This window comes from Flagellimonas iocasae (assembly GCF_042682725.1).
Lineage (GTDB): Bacteria > Bacteroidota > Bacteroidia > Flavobacteriales > Flavobacteriaceae > Flagellimonas > Flagellimonas iocasae.
Genome location: NZ_JBHUHU010000002.1, coordinates 190,942 through 207,841, shown reverse-complemented (window position 1 = coordinate 207,841; position 16,900 = coordinate 190,942). Strand labels below are relative to the sequence as shown.

The 16,900-nt window shown below is 42.0% G+C and carries 14 protein-coding genes; 10 read left to right on the top strand and 4 right to left on the bottom strand.

Annotated elements, in window-relative coordinates; genetic code table 11:
* The first annotated feature begins 149 nt into the window (after window positions 1-149).
* The 5 genes from ACFSJE_RS06750 to ACFSJE_RS06730 all read left to right on the top strand — a co-directional run bounded on the left by ACFSJE_RS06750 (window position 150) and on the right by ACFSJE_RS06730 (window position 5,562).
* Complete coding sequence (locus ACFSJE_RS06750) at window positions 150-1,394, top strand: type IX secretion system plug protein (RefSeq protein ID WP_379830223.1); 1,245 nt, start codon at window positions 150-152, stop codon at window positions 1,392-1,394.
* A gap of 28 nt (window positions 1,395-1,422) precedes the next feature.
* Complete coding sequence (locus ACFSJE_RS06745) at window positions 1,423-2,619, top strand: DUF3667 domain-containing protein (RefSeq protein ID WP_379830222.1); 1,197 nt, start codon at window positions 1,423-1,425, stop codon at window positions 2,617-2,619.
* Window positions 2,620-2,622: 3 nt separating this feature from the next.
* On the top strand, window positions 2,623-3,009 hold the full coding sequence (apaG, locus tag ACFSJE_RS06740) for a Co2+/Mg2+ efflux protein ApaG (RefSeq protein ID WP_379830221.1): 387 nt from the start codon (window positions 2,623-2,625) through the stop codon (window positions 3,007-3,009).
* 74 nt (window positions 3,010-3,083) lie between these two features.
* Window positions 3,084-4,712, top strand: coding sequence for an L-glutamate gamma-semialdehyde dehydrogenase (gene pruA / locus ACFSJE_RS06735; protein WP_379830220.1), 1,629 nt, complete (start codon window positions 3,084-3,086; stop codon window positions 4,710-4,712).
* Window positions 4,713-4,797: 85 nt separating this feature from the next.
* The gene (locus ACFSJE_RS06730; protein WP_379830219.1) at window positions 4,798-5,562 is read left to right on the top strand and encodes a creatininase family protein; all 765 of its coding nucleotides are present in this window, start codon (window positions 4,798-4,800) and stop codon (window positions 5,560-5,562) included.
* Window positions 5,563-5,855: 293 nt separating this feature from the next.
* Here the strand turns inward: ACFSJE_RS06730 and rsmG are convergent, their stop codons facing one another.
* Window positions 5,856-6,491 carry a 16S rRNA (guanine(527)-N(7))-methyltransferase RsmG gene (rsmG, locus tag ACFSJE_RS06725; RefSeq protein ID WP_379830218.1) on the bottom strand — a complete coding sequence of 212 codons (636 nt, stop codon included), beginning with the start codon at window positions 6,489-6,491 and terminating at the stop codon, window positions 5,856-5,858.
* Between the two features lie 114 nt (window positions 6,492-6,605).
* On the opposite strand from rsmG, the gene ACFSJE_RS06720 reads away from it, so the two are divergent.
* The gene (locus ACFSJE_RS06720; RefSeq protein WP_379830217.1) at window positions 6,606-7,706 is read left to right on the top strand and encodes a fatty acid desaturase family protein; all 1,101 of its coding nucleotides are present in this window, start codon (window positions 6,606-6,608) and stop codon (window positions 7,704-7,706) included.
* A gap of 16 nt (window positions 7,707-7,722) precedes the next feature.
* Window positions 7,723-8,910, top strand: coding sequence for a pyridoxal phosphate-dependent aminotransferase (locus ACFSJE_RS06715; RefSeq protein WP_379830216.1), 1,188 nt, complete (start codon window positions 7,723-7,725; stop codon window positions 8,908-8,910).
* Between the two features lie 55 nt (window positions 8,911-8,965).
* Here the strand turns inward: ACFSJE_RS06715 and ACFSJE_RS06710 are convergent, their stop codons facing one another.
* Both ACFSJE_RS06710 and trkA read right to left on the bottom strand, forming a co-directional pair.
* The gene (locus ACFSJE_RS06710) at window positions 8,966-10,456 is read right to left on the bottom strand and encodes a TrkH family potassium uptake protein (protein WP_379830215.1); all 1,491 of its coding nucleotides are present in this window, start codon (window positions 10,454-10,456) and stop codon (window positions 8,966-8,968) included.
* Window positions 10,456-11,805: a Trk system potassium transporter TrkA gene (gene trkA / locus ACFSJE_RS06705; RefSeq protein ID WP_379830214.1), complete on the bottom strand. Its 1,350-nt coding sequence runs from the start codon at window positions 11,803-11,805 to the stop codon at window positions 10,456-10,458. The genes ACFSJE_RS06710 and trkA overlap by 1 nt, the downstream gene beginning before the upstream one ends.
* A gap of 195 nt (window positions 11,806-12,000) precedes the next feature.
* Here trkA and ubiE point away from each other — a divergent pair, with 195 nt between their 5' ends.
* Together ubiE and porT are read left to right on the top strand one after the other, a co-directional pair.
* Window positions 12,001-12,729 carry a bifunctional demethylmenaquinone methyltransferase/2-methoxy-6-polyprenyl-1,4-benzoquinol methylase UbiE gene (ubiE, locus tag ACFSJE_RS06700; RefSeq protein ID WP_379830213.1) on the top strand — a complete coding sequence of 243 codons (729 nt, stop codon included), beginning with the start codon at window positions 12,001-12,003 and terminating at the stop codon, window positions 12,727-12,729.
* A 4-nt stretch (window positions 12,730-12,733) separates the two neighbouring features.
* Window positions 12,734-13,432 carry a type IX secretion/gliding motility protein PorT/SprT gene (gene porT, locus ACFSJE_RS06695; protein ID WP_379830212.1) on the top strand — a complete coding sequence of 233 codons (699 nt, stop codon included), beginning with the start codon at window positions 12,734-12,736 and terminating at the stop codon, window positions 13,430-13,432.
* 84 nt (window positions 13,433-13,516) lie between these two features.
* On the opposite strand, the gene ACFSJE_RS06690 is transcribed toward porT, so the two are convergent.
* The gene (locus ACFSJE_RS06690; RefSeq protein ID WP_379830211.1) at window positions 13,517-14,233 is read right to left on the bottom strand and encodes a TrmH family RNA methyltransferase; all 717 of its coding nucleotides are present in this window, start codon (window positions 14,231-14,233) and stop codon (window positions 13,517-13,519) included.
* Window positions 14,234-14,257: 24 nt separating this feature from the next.
* On the opposite strand from ACFSJE_RS06690, the gene tamL reads away from it, so the two are divergent.
* A complete protein-coding gene (gene tamL, locus ACFSJE_RS06685) occupies window positions 14,258-16,846 on the top strand; it encodes a translocation and assembly module lipoprotein TamL (protein WP_379830335.1) in 2,589 nt (862 codons plus the stop codon).
* Window positions 16,847-16,900: the final 54 nt, after the last annotated feature.

Below are 16,900 nucleotides of genomic sequence, written 5' to 3'. Positions count from 1 at the left end.
TGTTGTAGACCTTTTGTTATCAAAATCGGTCGCAAATTTAGCACTAAAAGGTATGTTTTCATAATTATTAACCATAAAAATGGGATTACGTCGAGCTAAATTTTCAAGGCACACTTTTTGTTTACCTTTACCCAAAAAATAAGGCCTAAATGCGCTTTTTGATCAAACATTTATTTTTTTTCTGCTGCATCTCCAGCATTTTTGCCCAGGTTCAGTATGAGGTAAATCCTCCAGAAAACATAAAGACCATCATTTTTAGGGGACCCACCGAAGACCAATTTCCTGTAATTCAATTGGGAGAATCCATGTCCTTGGAATTTGATGACCTTACCGCGAAAGAGCAGGATTATTATTATAAAATTGTCCATTGCGACTATGATTGGACCCCCTCCCAGCTTCTAAAATCCCAATATTTGGTGGGAACGGACAACCAGCGTATCATTGATTACGAGAACAGTTACACCACCCTGCAGCCGTATTCCAACTATAGATTGACGATTCCCAATGAAAACGTTCGGTTAAAGGTCAGTGGGAATTATGTACTGGAAATCTACAATAGTTATGGAGATCTTCAATTTTCCAGAAGGTTTGTAGTCTATCAAGATGCCGTTGTAGTGGGTGGCACCGTGAAGCGCTCTCGGGATTTCAACTTCTTGAATGAGAAACAGGTGGTACACATCAATATAAACACCGCTGGCTTTAACGTGGTGAATCCCAAAAATGAAGTAAAGATCGCCATTTTGCAGAACCATTATTGGCCTACGGCATTATACAACATCAAGCCACAATACACTATTGGGTCCGAACTGGTCTATAAATACGATCAGGAAACCAGTTTTTATGGCGGCAATGAGTTCTTGAATTTTGACACCAAGGATCTCCGTTCGCCCACATTTGCGATTTCGCGCATCGAATTTGAGGACGTCTATCATCATTATTTGTTCACCAATGAATTTAGGTACGACCAACCTTACACGTATTTTCCCGACATCAACGGGGATTTTGTAGTGCGTACATTACAAGGTGAGGATGTTTCCCGCGAGGCGGAGTACACCAAAGTGGATTTCAGCCTGCCCTACACCAATGAAATAGGATTGGACCATGTGTATGTGGTGGGAAAGTTCAATAATTATGCGCTTTCCGAGGAAAACAAAATGACCTTCAATGAGGAAACGGGCAAGTTTGAAGTGACCCTTATGATGAAACAAGGCTTCTACAACTACAAATATGTGGTGGAGCGAGCCGATGGAACCATAGAACCTAATTACGTGAGTGGTAATTTCCATTTTACCGAAAACAACTACCTTATTTTGGTCTACTACAGAAATTTTGGTGATTTATATGATAGTATAATAGGTATAGGCACCGCAAATTCCAGAACTATCAGCAATTAACTATATTAGCTCCAAATCCTTTTGGGGTATGGGGAAAAAAGATGGTTTGGTCAGTAGGGGCCGCTATGAACTTAAATATAGGGGCGACCAATGTTTAAACTGCGGTCATCCTTTGGATGCCAGCGATAAATACTGCCCAAATTGTTCTCAGGCCAATAGCACCAAAAAATTGACGCTGAAAGACTTTATGGATGAGTTTTTCTCTGGCCTTATCAATTACGACTCCAGACTCCTGAAAACGCTATCGGCCCTATTGGCACGACCCGGGACCATAACCAAGGATTACGTCAATGGCAAACGGGTTACGTATACCAATCCATTTCGATTTTTATTGAGCTTGGCTTTCCTTTACTTTTTAATGGTCACTTTCAACAACCGTTTTGCCAGTTTAGATCAGGCAGCTTCCAAGTTTGATGGTAATATTTCCGTGGGAACACCCATTTCATATAACACAAAGTCAGGTTCTTTTACTACGGATAGTGTTTCGATGAAAAACCATGCAGCCAATGTTTTGGCTCAGTTGGACTCAGCCGAAGCAAATACACAAGCAGCAAGGAAGGGCGTAAATATCTTGGATTCCCTAATGGTGGCGGTAAATATGAAAAAGGAGACCCGAGATTCGCTTCTAGCCGCTGATCCGGCAGGCTATTACCAAACTTTGGAAGCGGAAAAATCCGGCATGGATGCATTCTCTTCAAAAATGGAGTTTTTCGGGCGAATGATTCAAATGGACACCCTTTATAGTTTTCAACAAGCACAGGAGAAATATAATGTCAAAAGTTCATTTTCAAATAAAATGGCCTTTCAGTTTTCAAATAGCTTTTTAAAGGTGGTACGCCAACCCGGAAGCTTCATCAACTCCACGATTTCAAAACTGCCTTTTGTTGTTTTTCTCTTTTTACCCGTGTTCACCGTCTTCATTTGGCTGGTTTATATCAGAAAAAAATACACCTACACCGATCATCTCATTTTTAGCTTTCACAACCAATCCTTATTATTTATCTTGCTCATCCTTAGCTTGGTAATAGATGCCGTTTTTAATGTGTCAAGTGCAGCTATATTTATCACTATTTTCAGTGTATATCTGTTTTTGGCCATGAAGAAGTTTTACGGGCAAGGAACGTTTAAAACCATAATCAAATATCTCTTTCTGAACACTATTTTTACCTTTTTGGCAGTATTTACGGTAATCATGTTGTTTACAGGAAGTGTTTTTACCTACTAGTCTATGTTCACTCAGGTCACAAAAGGGATAAAAGTATCGGTGGAAACCACCTTTGAAGGCACATTTTTCAAAAATTATAAAATGCACTATGCCTTTGGATATACCATTACCATTGAGAACTTAAGCAGGGACATTGTTCAGCTTACGGCCCGGCATTGGGATATCTACGACGCCCTCAAGGATATTGAAACCATTGATGGCGAAGGTGTAATTGGCAGAAAACCAGTTATTAAGCCCGGAAAATCACACACCTACAGTTCTGGCTGTTTGTTGGCATCCCCAATTGGCGCCATGCACGGATATTACCATATGGTAAACTTGGCCACTACTGAAGAATTTGAAGTGGAGATTCCCGCTTTTAAATTTGCCGCCCCCTTTGCCATAAACTAATCCATATCATTTTCTATTCGGCCTTTGTTTCCTTACCTTTGATGGAATTTTTAACATCAAAATAGAGCATCTATATGGGAAAAGGTTTTTTTCAAGTTCCGACTGCATATAACGAACCCGTAAAAAGTTATGCCCCCGGCACTCCAGAACGTGAAGAAGTACTAAATCAGTACAACACCTATTACAACGGACAGGTTGAAGTTCCACTTTACATCGGTTCCAAGGAAATCAAAACAGGCAATACCAAACCAATGTCGCCACCACACGAGCACAAGCATGTGGTAGGACAGTATCAATTGGCCGAAAAAAAGCATATTGAAGAAGCTATTTCGAGCTGTTTGGAAGCCAGGGAAGCTTGGGCCAATCTGACTTGGGAACAGCGGGCCGCCGTTTTCATGAAAGCTGCAGAGCTTATCGCCGGTCCATACAGAGCAAAAATAAATGCCGCCACCATGATGGCGCAGTCCAAGACCATCCATCAAGCTGAAATTGACGCCGCTTGTGAACTTATCGACTTTTTAAGATTCAATGTGGAATACATGTCGCAAATCTATGCGGAGCAGCCAGAATCCTCAGAAGGTATTTGGAACCGCGTGGAATATAGACCCCTGGAAGGTTTTACCTATGCTATTACTCCATTCAATTTTACGGCTATTGCCGGAAACTTGCCATCCTGTATGGCCATGATGGGCAATGTTGTCATTTGGAAACCCAGTGATAGTCAAGTATTCTCTGCAAAAGTGATCATGGATGTGTTCAAAGAAGCCGGATTACCTGATGGTGTCATCAACATGGTGACAGGTGACCCTGTCATGATTTCAGACACCTTGCTTTCCAGTCCAGATTTTGCTGGATTGCATTTTACAGGTTCCACTTTTGTTTTCAAGGAACTTTGGAAACAAATCGGAAACAACATCCACAACTATAAGACCTATCCAAGAATTGTAGGTGAAACAGGTGGTAAGGATTTTATCATCGCCCACCCAAGCGCCAAGCCAAAGCAAGTGTCTACTGCCATTGTTCGGGGAGCCTTTGAACTTCAGGGACAAAAGTGTAGTGCCGCTTCGCGGGTGTACTTGCCAAAATCGACAGCTGATGAAATCTTGGATTTTGTAAAAGCAGATTTAGCCTCTTTCAACAAGCCAGGCTCTCCTGCGGATATGAGCAACTTTGTTACCGCTGTGATCCATGAAGGCTCTTTTGACAAATTGGCCAAATATATAGATCAGGCCAAAGCAGATGACAATGCCGAAATCATTGCGGGGGGTAATTATGACAAATCCGTAGGCTATTTTGTGGAACCTACTGTGATTTTGACCACCGACCCAAAATACACCACTATGTGTACCGAGCTTTTCGGACCTGTGGTAACTATTTATGTGTACGAGGACAAGGATTGGGCCGATACCTTAAAATTGGTGGACGGCACTTCTGAATACGGACTAACGGGAGCTGTGCTTTCCGCGGACCGCTATGCCATTGACGAAGCGACCAAAGCATTGCAAAACTGTGCTGGAAACTTCTACATCAACGACAAACCAACTGGTGCGGTTGTAGGTCAACAGCCGTTTGGAGGTGCAAGAGCATCAGGAACCAACGACAAAGCGGGTTCCGCACAAAACTTGTTGCGTTGGGTTTCCCCACGATTAATCAAAGAAACTTTTGTTACTCCAGAGGATTACAGATATCCGTTCTTGGGATAATTTAAAGTAACTTAAATAGATGGCCGTTATTTCCTAAATGAGGAGATAACGGCTATTTTTATGGTATCATCAACACCTATTCCACATGCCTAGACCTTACGTATTGGCCGAAACCAACTGGAAGCACTTAAAAGACGAGTCGTTTGAATTGGCCATATTGCCTTGGTCCGCCACAGAAGCACACAACTACCACCTACCCTATTCCAGCGATACGATTGAAGGAACTGCGATTGCGGAAGAATCAGCTAAGATAGCATGGGAACAAGGTGCCAAAGTGGTGGTACTGCCCACTATACTATTTGGGGTGAACACAGGTCAGTCTGATATTTATCTATACATGAACTTAAATCCAAGCACACAATTTGCCATTTTGAAGGACCTTATCACGGTTTTGGACCGACAGGGAGTGCATAAACTTATGATTCTCAACAGTCATGGTGGAAACAACTGGAAATCCATCATTCGGGAATTGAGCCTGCTCTTTCCTAGCATGTTTATTTGCTTCACTTTTTGGCCGGCCATGTTGGACCGAAACCAATACTTCGATATCCCCGGAGACCATGCTGATGAAATGGAAACCAGTCTCATCATGCATCTTGCCCCAGAACTGGTTTTACCCAAAAAAGATTGGGGCTCAGGGGCAGAAAAAAAGAACAAAATCAAAGCTTTCAGGGAAGGTTGGGCTTGGACCGAACGTCCATGGTCAAAAATAAGTGAGGACACCGGAGTTGGCGACCCCAGTCAAGCCACTAAAGAAAAAGGAGAGCGATTTTTTACCGCTATTTGCGAAAAAATGGGTCAATTATTTATTGATATTGCCCAAGCGAACGTGGAAAACCTTTATGATTAACCCCTAAAATTTACATTCAAACCACTTATAACCTAACAATTACATCATTTTTATCAAAAAAACAGACGTCAAAAATGAATTAACATAATTTCAATGTAAATTTAACGTTAATTAATTGTAAACTGAACGTAATCTGTTTACTTTTACACATTAAAACCCATTTAAGATGAAAGAGCGAGTAAATGTTTGGGGGAAATTGGCCGGATGGTTTAACGAGAAATGGCAGTATGCCAAAACCTATTCCAGAAAGTGCAGAGGGGTTTACTATAGGATGTTGAATACCTAAATGTAAATCAACCCCGACTCTTCTGGGGCAGATAGACCACCTTTTTGGTCTCAAAGAAATCCTCCTGAAAATAATCTTTTAAATCGAAGATTTGAACGGTTTTATAATCTTTCAACTCTTCCGTAAGGTCACCGCCCTTAAGGTAAAAAATACCATTTTTACGTTCATGGGCGGGGTCCTTTTTTATTTTTCCTTTGGTCCAGTGCACAAAAGTTGGCATAGCGGCCACAGCCCTGCTTACAATAAAATCGAACTGCCGGTCAATGTCCTCAACTCTGGAATGAATTGCAGTAACATTGTCCAACTGAAGCCCATCAATTACTTCCTGTACCACTTTTATTTTCTTACCAATAGCATCCACAAGCGTAAATTCAACCTCAGGAAACATGATGGCCAGCGGAATTCCCGGGAAGCCACCTCCAGTACCGACATCTAAAATTTCTGCCCCTTCATTGAACGACTGTATTTTTGCAATTCCCAAAGAATGAAGCACATGCCGCAAATAAAGCTCATCAATATCCTTTCTGGAAACCACATTTATTTTCTTGTTCCAATCTTGATATAGAGCTCCTAAATCCCTGAAATGCTGTTTTTGCACATCAGTGAGCGTCGTAAAATAATGGAAGATCAAATCGGCATTCATCCTTTGGGTGTTAATTTTAGCAAAATTAATACTTTTGGACACGTTAACATCGTTCTAACAACAAGGTGTAAATGTAAAAGGTACATTTTGGCTACCTTTGTAAAAATTATTTATATGGATACGAGTACCATCCGGTTTTCAAGAAAAGATTCAGCGCAGTTTTTTAGAACCCTGAACAAAAGAGTAAACGAATACTTCAACGAAAATGGAATAAAGAAAACCGGGAACTGGAAACTTCACTTGAAAACCATTGTGATGTTTGCCATCTTTTTGACCCCCTATTTTTTGATTTTGACCCTTCACCTTCCCTTTTGGGCCTATCTATTGCTTTCCATCACCATGGGCGTAGGTATGGCCGGAGTGGGCATGAATGTGATGCATGATGGTAACCATGGGTCCTATTCCAATAAAAAATGGGTAAACAAACTCATGGGAAGCAGTATCTATATTTTGGCCGGAAACGTCTACAACTGGCAAGTACAACACAACGTATTGCACCACACCTATACCAATATCCACGAGCATGATGAAGATATGGAGGCCGGTCGTATCCTTCGCTTTTCCAAACATGCGGAGTGGCGCAAACATCATAAATTTCAACACTTTTACTCCATTTTTCTATATGGATTGCTCACCTTCAACTGGGCACTTACCACAGATTTTCAACAGATGTATCGTTATATGAAGCGAAAGTTGAGCTACGGTAAACTGCCGAGTGCCGCAATTAATTGGAGCACCTTGGTCATCACTAAAATCATTTATTTGACCATCTGGATTGTACTTCCAATGATTTTTGGAGGGGTAACTTGGTGGCAGGTTCTTCTTGGATTCTTTATCATGCACTACGTGGCGGGGGTAATTCTAAGTGTGGTCTTTCAATTGGCGCACATTGTGGACGATGCCGACCAACCACTACCGGATGAAGCCGGAAACATGAAAAATACATGGGCCATTCACCAACTGTTCACTACTGTGAATTTTGGTACCAGAAACAAGATTGTAAATTGGTTCACAGGAGGTCTCAACCATCAGGTGGAGCACCATATTTTCCCAAACATCAGCCACATACACTACACAAAAATTTCCAAAATTGTGAAACAGACGGCGCGGGAATTTAATTTACCCTACAACGAGTATAAAACTACCAGAAAAGCTATAATTTCGCACTTCAAACATTTGAAGGAATTGGGTAAAAACCCTGCACTTCAGTACTAGTTAAATAGCAAAATCGATGAGCAACCATTTATCTGACAGGATACAGAGCATGTCCACGTCAGCAACTTTGGCCATGGCGGCCAAAGCCAGGGAATTACGAAATGAAGGAAAGGATATCATTGGCTTAAGTTTGGGGGAACCCGACTTTAACATCCCTGATTTTATCAAGGAAGCCGCAAAACAGGCCATTGATGAAAATTACAGCAGTTACTCTCCAGTGGATGGCTACGCGGAGTTGAAAAAAGCCATCACCCTAAAGTTTAAACGAGACAATAATCTGGACTATGGTCCAAGTCAAATTGTAGTGTCCACAGGGGCCAAACAATCCCTTTACAACGTGGCCATGGTAGTATTGAATCCTGGCGAAGAGGTCATTTTACCCGCTCCATATTGGGTGAGTTATAGTGATATCGTAAAATTGGCTGAGGGTGTTCCTGTTGAAGTTCCAACTGGGATTGACTCCGATTTTAAAATGACCCCTGCACAATTGGAAGCCGCCATTACCCCAAAAACCCGGATGTTTTGGTTCAGTTCACCTTGTAACCCCAGCGGTTCGGTGTACAGCAAAGCTGAGTTGGAAGGATTGGCCGAGGTCTTGAAAAAATACCCAGACATCTATGTGGTTTCTGATGAAATCTATGAGCATATCAATTTCACAACAGGAGGACATACCAGTATTGCCGGAATTGATGGAATGTACGATAGAACCATAACCGTGAACGGCGTCTCCAAGGCATTTGCCATGACTGGATGGCGAATTGGCTATATTGGAGCTCCTGAGTGGATTGCCAAAGGATGCACCAAATTACAAGGTCAGGTGACCAGTGGAGCCAATGCCATTGCGCAGCGCGCCACAATCGCCGCTTTGGAAGCACCCGTGAGCAAGATTCAATATATGATTGACAAGTTCCACGAAAGAAGGGATTTGGTTTTGCAATTGTTGGGCGAAATTGATGGTTTTAACCTCAACGTTCCAGAAGGTGCTTTCTACGTTTTCCCTGATATCTCGGCATTCTTCGGAAAAACATTGAAAGGTACAACAATCAATAGTGCTGGAGATTTTGCACTCTACTTGTTGGAACATGCTAATGTGGCCACAGTTACAGGTGAAGCTTTTGGAAACCCCAATTGCATTCGAATTTCTTATGCCGCATCAGAAGCAGAGCTTAGAGAAGCCATTGCACGAATTAAGGCTGTGGTTTAAACTATAGTTTAAAAAATAAAATGACCTCCAACATAGATTTTGTTTGGAGGTTTTTTTATGTCTTTTTCCAGAAATAAGGAGTGAGAATAATAAGTACGGTGAACAGTTCCAATCTACCCAACAACATTAAGAAGCCACACCACCACTTTCCAGCATCGGGGAGGCTGTTATAATTGCTGACCGGATTCAAACTACCAAATGCAGGTCCAACATTACCCAAGGAAGAGGCCGAACCACCAACGGCAGATACAAAATCGAGCCCCAAGAAGCCCAACACCAAAGAACCGATGATAAATAGAAGCATGTAGAGCACAAAAAATGCGATTACGTTGTACACGATATGCTCACTCACGGTTTTTTGATTGTATCGAACAGGAATTACCGCATTGGGGTGCAATGTCCGCTTAAATTCCAAAATCCCATTTTTGATGATGATCAAATGGCGCATCACCTTGATACCTCCTGCGGTTGACCCTGCGGAACCACCCAAAAACATCAACCCAAAGAAAAACACGGTCAAAAAGTGGGTCCACGATGTAAAATCCGCCGTCACAAACCCCGTTGTGGTAATGACCGTTAAAACTTGGAATAAGGTGTGCCTAAATGCACTTTCCGCCTTTCCCCAAACCATGGGATGAAATTCAGAAACCTGAACATCTGCTTTAAAATAAACACCCAAAGCGGCAAGTATGGAAAAGATGGCTATAAACCAAAAATAGTACTTGAACTCTTCATCCTTCAGAGCACGTTGTACTCTTCCTGTAAATGCAAAATAGCTAAGTACAAAATTGCTCCCAGCCAAGAACATAAAGACAATAACGATATATTGGATTATGGGTTGATCATTCCAATAGGCCAAACTTGCATTTTTCGTAGAAAACCCCCCGGTGGACATAGTCGCCAAGGAATGATTGATGGCATCAAAGAAAGTCATACCCGCTACTTTCAACAAAATAGTCTCAGCAACCGTATATCCAAAGTAAATCAGCCAAAGGCGTTTTGCCGTATCAGTAATCCTTGGATGTAATTTATCACCACCTGGACCTGGTGCTTCGGCGGCAAACAATTGCATGCCCCCAATCCCCAACAACGGTAAAATGGCAATGGCCAATACTATGATTCCCATTCCTCCAATCCAATGGGTAAGGCTCCGCCAGAGTAAAATCCCTTCGGGAAGTGCTTCAATATCATCCAAAATAGAAGCTCCCGTGGTTGTATATCCAGAAATAGTCTCAAAAAATGCATCGGTAATGGTTGGAATAGCTCCTGAAAAGAGATAGGGCAACATTCCAGAAATGGACATCACAATCCATCCGAACGTCACTACAATGTAGCCTTCTTTTCGTTTTACCTCCTTTTTATGACCGCGGGTGTAGAACATGGCCATCATCCCAAAAAGCATGGTTACGATGGCTGCGAGGGTGATATCCAAGGTAGCACCATCTTTATAAATGCCACTGGCAAATGCTGCTAAAAGCATAAAGGACCCATTGCATAGAAGCAACAGACCCATGATATGGATGATGATACGCGTGTTGAGTCTCATTATAGGAACAACTTTTCAATCCTTGGAATGGCCTTGGGCAGACAGCAGACCACCACTTTATCCCCTTCCATGATCCTAAAATCTCCCAGAGCGATGATTCCTTCTCCGTTACGGATAACACCCCCGATACTTGCTTCGCGTGGAAAATTCAATTCTTTGATGATTTCACCATTCACTAGCGAAGAAGCCTTCACCTCGAACTCCAAAATCTCGGCATTGAGATTGTTCAATCGGGTTAAAGCAAGTACCTCTCCTTTTCTAATGTATCGGAAAATACTGTTTGCTGCAAGCAGTTTTTTATTGATAAGGGTATCCACCCCTATGGAATGTGACAATTGAAAATAGTCCATATTCTCCACCAAGGCGATGGTCTTTTTTATCCTTTTGGATTTGGCCACCAAACAGGACATGATATTGGTCTCTGAATTTCCAGTTACAGCAATGAATGCATCCATGGACTCCAAATTTTCTTCATCGAGAAGCTCAACATTTCGCCCATCTCCGTTAATGACCAAGGCATGGGGAAGCTCATCGGCAATGTCAAAGGCCTTTTCCTTATTTTTTTCAATGAGTTTCACATTGAATCGCTTGTTACAAAGGTCACGAGCGGTTTTAAAACCAACCTTACTTCCACCAAGCACCATTACATTTTTGATGTCTTGCTTCTGCATGCCCGTTAGCTTGTACAACTCCTCCACCCCTTTATCCGAAGTGATGAAATATACTTGATCTCCTTCTTTAAAGACGGTATCTCCACGAGGAATCAAGGTGTATTGGGTTCCCATCCGTTGAAGCGCAATAGGCATAAAGTGCAATTCTGGAAAAATACGAGCGGCTTCCTTCACCATTTTACCCACGAAAGGTGCCGTTCTTGGCAAGATGACACCAAACATGGTGAGCAATCCACCTTCAAACTCATACGTATCGTTAAATGCGGACTGGTTGAGCATCAACTGGATTTCCATGGCGGCGAGACGTTCCGGAGAGATGAGTTCATCAATCCCCAAATCTTCAAACCGCAGGGATTCCCTATGGTCCATAAACTCGGTGTTGGAAATCCGGGCAATGGTCCGTTTACAACCCAACTGTTTGGCCAAAAAGCACAAGGTAATGTTGGTGGTTTCTGAGGCGGTAACCCCAATGACCAGTTCAGAGGATTCCACCTGGGCATCCTTCAACACCTGAATGGAGGTGGCATCACCCCGAAGCACCCTTATGTCCAAATGGTTGTCGGCATAGGCCAAACTCTCCTTGTCCGTATCAATCAATGTGATATCCTGTGCTTCATAAGACAAAAGTTTTGCCAAATGAAATCCTACCTCACCAGCTCCTGCAATAATGATTTTCATTGATTAAAATAAGATGTGTTCTTAAATAGATTCAATTTGCGCGCTACAAATGATAAAAAGAATAGTGTCTGTGGTCTAAACGACATATTTTTAACAACATACGGGAAGGTTCCCCCGTTGCAGGGCAAAATTACACAAATATTTTTGTCCATCTGCCATATTGCTAAATTGTATATTTGCCAGCAAATTCGATAGATGTCAAAAAAAGTAACCCCCTATAAGGAAAGTCAACTTGGAAAAAAAGAGCAGGTACGCCAGATGTTCGATACAATTTCCAAAAATTATGATGGGCTCAATAGGATAATTTCCTTTGGAATAGACCTCAAATGGCGTAAGCGCATGGTTAAAATGCTGAAAGCAAAAGCTCCCCAGACCATTTTGGACATAGCTACTGGAACGGGCGATTTGGCCATTGCCATGACCCAAACCGGGGCAGAAAAAATCATTGGATTGGATATTTCTCCTGGCATGCTGGAAGTGGGTAAGGAAAAGGTTTTGGATAAAAATCTACAAAACACCATAGAAATGGTGGTTGGTGATAGTGAGGACCTACCTTTTGAGGACCATAGTTTTGATGCAGTTACCGTAGGATTTGGCGTCAGGAACTTTGAACATCTAGAAAAAGGACTAGCCGAAATCTATCGGGTGCTAAAACCCGGCGGCACTTTTATGGTCTTGGAAACCTCGGTTCCCACAAAGACTCCATTTAAACAAGGCTATCGGTTGTATTGCAATTATATGCTTCCAACTATCGGAAAAATGTTCTCAAAAGACCGCTCGGCCTATGCATATTTGAGTGAATCTGCATCAGTTTTCCCTCATGGGGAGGCCTTCAACAATATTTTGGCCAAAATTGGGTTTATAGGAATAGAGAACAAACCCCAGACATTTGGAGTTGCCTCCATTTATGTCGCGACAAAATAGTTTAATGAAAAACGTCTTTCTTCTGCTCAGCCTGCTGGTGTTGGCTTGCAAAACTTCCTTAGCACAGTTTTCCGATGATCATATCCTTAATCTTCAGACTGAAGACTTGAAGGTTTTGAACTGGGGTTATTATCTCGGTTTTAATCAATATGATTTTCAATTTGAATACAAGAACGATATTGGTCGCGATGTTTTGGTGGACAAAAGCTTGGGTTTCAACGTGGGATTGATTGGTGAATTGCGCCTCAATGATTATTTGGACGCCCGCTTTGAACCTGGACTTCTCTATACATCAAGAACATTGGGTTTTCCTGGTTTTACAACAGAAGCGGATGCATTGAGGGAAGTGCGTTCCACGTATATTAGATTCCCGCTGCTTTTAAAAGTCAGTACCAAACGTTTTGGTAACTGGAAACCTTTTATTGAAGGTGGAGTCTACACCTCCATGAACTTGGGAAGCAAGGAAGATAGTTTGGACGATAATAGCAGTGGCGAGTTTCGAATGAAAAAGAATGTCTACGGTTATGAACTCGGGTTTGGAATTGACTTTTATACAGAATACTTCAAGTTTACACCCTCTATCCGAGGTGTTTTTGCCCTTACCAACGAATTGGTTCCCGACAACGACCCCAATAGTCCATGGACAGGAAACATTAATGCCATGCGTACCCGGGGTATTTTCATCAATTTCACGTTTGAGTAGGGTTGGATAGTTGAATAGAAAAGCTAAGAAATTTTAGCTATCAAAAATCTAAACATCCCATAATCGAGCAATCCTAACTAAAAATCACCTTCTAATCTCATTCAGAAGAATGGCAGTTGCCGTGGCAACATTAAGACTTTCCGTCGTGGCTTGTCCGTATTGTGGAATTGAAATACGTTGTGCGATATGTTTTGTAACATCGGATGATATCCCATTAGCTTCATTGCCCATTACCAAAATTCCACTTGCTGGAAGTTTTTCTACATACACAGATGCTCCATCCATAAAAGCACCGTACACCACTAGATCCGTGTGTTCTAAATACGCCTCCAGATTTGTATAAACAATGTTTATTCGGGCAATGGAACCCATAGTAGCTTGTAATACTTTAGGGTTGTAGCAATCCACTGTATCCTCGGAACAAATCAATTGCGTGATTCCAAACCAATCGCAAAGTCGGATAATGGTCCCAAGGTTTCCAGGGTCTCGGACCGCATCCAGCGCCAAAATCCAATCAGATGCTTCCCCTGTTTTGGCTTTGGGCATATAAAAAACACCCAATATTCCACTAGGATTTGTTAGACTGCTCATTTGTTTCATCGTTGCTTTGGAAACCACCTCTGCTCCTTCAAAACCCTTTGGGTTTTGGGAATTATCCGCAAACACCGCATAGGCTTTCAAACCCCATTGCAACAGCTCATTCACCGTCTTTTCACCTTCCACCACAAACAGCCCGTGTTGAGATCGGTACTTTTTTTGCTTTAGGCTAACAACTAGTTTAATTTGGTTTTTCGTAACCATCTAAATCGTGTATTTTTGGCGTCTATGAAGGGTTCTTTACGTCTATTGTGCAACTGGGCAAAAATAGGATTATTGTTGCTTATATTGGCCATTGCTGGTTGCAACACCCTTAAAAAGGTTGGTGATGAGGAGTTATTGCTTACCAAGAACAACATCTATGTGGATGATGAAAAGGTCACCGACAGCGAAATAAAGGGGCTTATTTCTCAAAAACCCAACAGTAGTGTTCTTGGCTATCCCCTTCGTTTGAACCTTTACAATCTTGCCAAGGAAAATCCAGATTCTTCTTTTCAAGACTGGTTGCACCGAAGCGAAAAAAGGGAAAAAAGGTTGAACAACCTCCTTTCCAAGAAACAAGTAAACCGATTGCAGGAATCCTTTATGGTAAAGGGATACAGTGAGTTTCTAAAACGAATTGGCGAACCGCCCGTAGTCATCGACACTTCCCTCACTAACAAATCGGTAAATAGGCTGGAAGCTTATTACAACAGCAAAGGATATTTCAATAATTCGGGTACCTACCAAATTGTGGAGGGCAAGCGAAAGAAAAGGGCCGAGTTGGATTACGAGGTGACCTTGGGCAAACCCTTTATCATTGATACGGTACAAAAAAACATTTCCTCTCCAGAGTTGGATTCCATTTACAATGTTTTCAAAAAGCAATCCTTCGTAAAAAAAGGCGAGCAGTTCGATTTGGACAATTTTACACTGGAACGGGAACGACTCACCACCCTCTTCCGGAATTCCGGAGTGTATAATTTTCAGGAAAGCTCCATTAATTATGATATTTTACGAGATACCACCTTGGCCGCGAATGACCAGCAAATGGATGTGCAATTGAACATCAAAAAATTTAGGAGTGCCACGGATAGCACGGATACTTCGGACCCCTACCGAATTTATCGCCTGAAGAAAATCAATATTTATTCCGATTACCTTTTTGGTGATGATACCGACTCCCTGAGTTCCATGGAATATGACAACTATACCATCTATTATAAAAATAAACTCAGGTACAGGCCCAAAGCGCTTACCGATGCCATTTTTTTTGAAAAGGACAGTATTTATAGGGATATTGACCGAATTCGAACCTACAGGCAAATCACCAACCTGAATACCTTTAAATACCCGAACATTGAATTTATTCCTGATACCACTCAAGCACAATTGATATCCAACATCTATTTGGCCCCGAGGCCCAAATTTTCATTGAACATGAATTTTGATGTGACCCACTCCAACATTCAACAGGTGGGAACGGCCTTTAGTGCTTCGGTCATCACGCGCAACGTATTTGGTGGGGCGGAAACCTTGAACATTTCCGCAAGAGGGTCCATTGGTCTGCTAAGTGATGCCTCCCTATCCAACGAAACCTTTACTTCCGAACTTGGGGGAGATATTAACATCACCTTTCCACGGATATGGCTTCCTTTCAATACAGAAAAAATTATTCCCTACTACATGTTGCCCCAAAGTAGACTTTTGGTGGGTACCAACTTTCAGCGGAACATTGGTTTGGATAAACAGTCTTTAAATTCAATCCTTTCCTATAATTGGTCTCCCACTGATAGATTGAGAAACAATTTGGAGTTGTTGAACGTGGAATTTGTTCGCAACGTAAACCCTGACAACTTCTACAATGTGTATCGGAACACCTTCGCCAATTTGGATGACCTTGCGGATGATTTTCAGGATGATCCCCAATACGCTTCTTTTTTTGAAGAGAGTGATAATGCAGCTGACCCCCTTCGCCTTATTATTCCTGAAGGTGCCAATGATTTTGCCCGTGCGGTTTTGGACAATGAAATTCCGGTATCAGACGACCAGTTGGATGAAGTCAACAGCATAGAGGAACGCAGACGAAGACTTACGGAGAACAACCTCATATTTGCCACCAACTTTACCCACAACAAAAACAGTAAGTCAGGCATCAATGACAACGATTTTTACCAGTACCGTATAAAATTGGAAAGCGCAGGAAACCTACTTTCCATGGTTGCCAATGTGGTTCCATACAATAAAAATGATGATGGCCAACTTTTGGTTTTCGGTGTTCCTTTTTCCCAATATTTGAAAACGGAAGTTGACTACATACGCCATTGGGAAGTAGGCGACTCCCAAGTTTTGGCCTTTAGAAGCTTCGGAGGTTTGGCGGTTCCCTATGGGAATTCCAACAACATTCCTTTTGTACGCAGTTACTTTGCGGGAGGCTCCAACGACAACCGTGGTTGGAACGCTTACGAGTTGGGTCCCGGAAAAACCAATAACATCAACGACTTTAACGAGGCCAACTTAAAGCTAGCTTTTAACTTGGAATATCGTTTTCCAATCGCAGGCGATGTAAAAGGGGCCCTTTTTGCAGACGCGGGCAATATTTGGAACGTATTTGATAACGAGAATAATCCGGACGCCATCTTCACAGGGTTTTCTTCCTTGGCAGATATAGCGCTGGGAACAGGCTTGGGAATCCGTTATGATTTCACCTATTTTGTCTTTAGGGTAGACGTAGGTTTTAAGACCTATAATCCTGCTGAGCAAGGTTCTGATCGTTGGTTTAGTGATTTCAATCTCAAAAAAGCCGTCTTCAATATCGGGATCAATTATCCATTCTAGAGCAAATAATTTATTACTTTTGTTCCCTATTTTAACTCGAAACCATCTTAAACT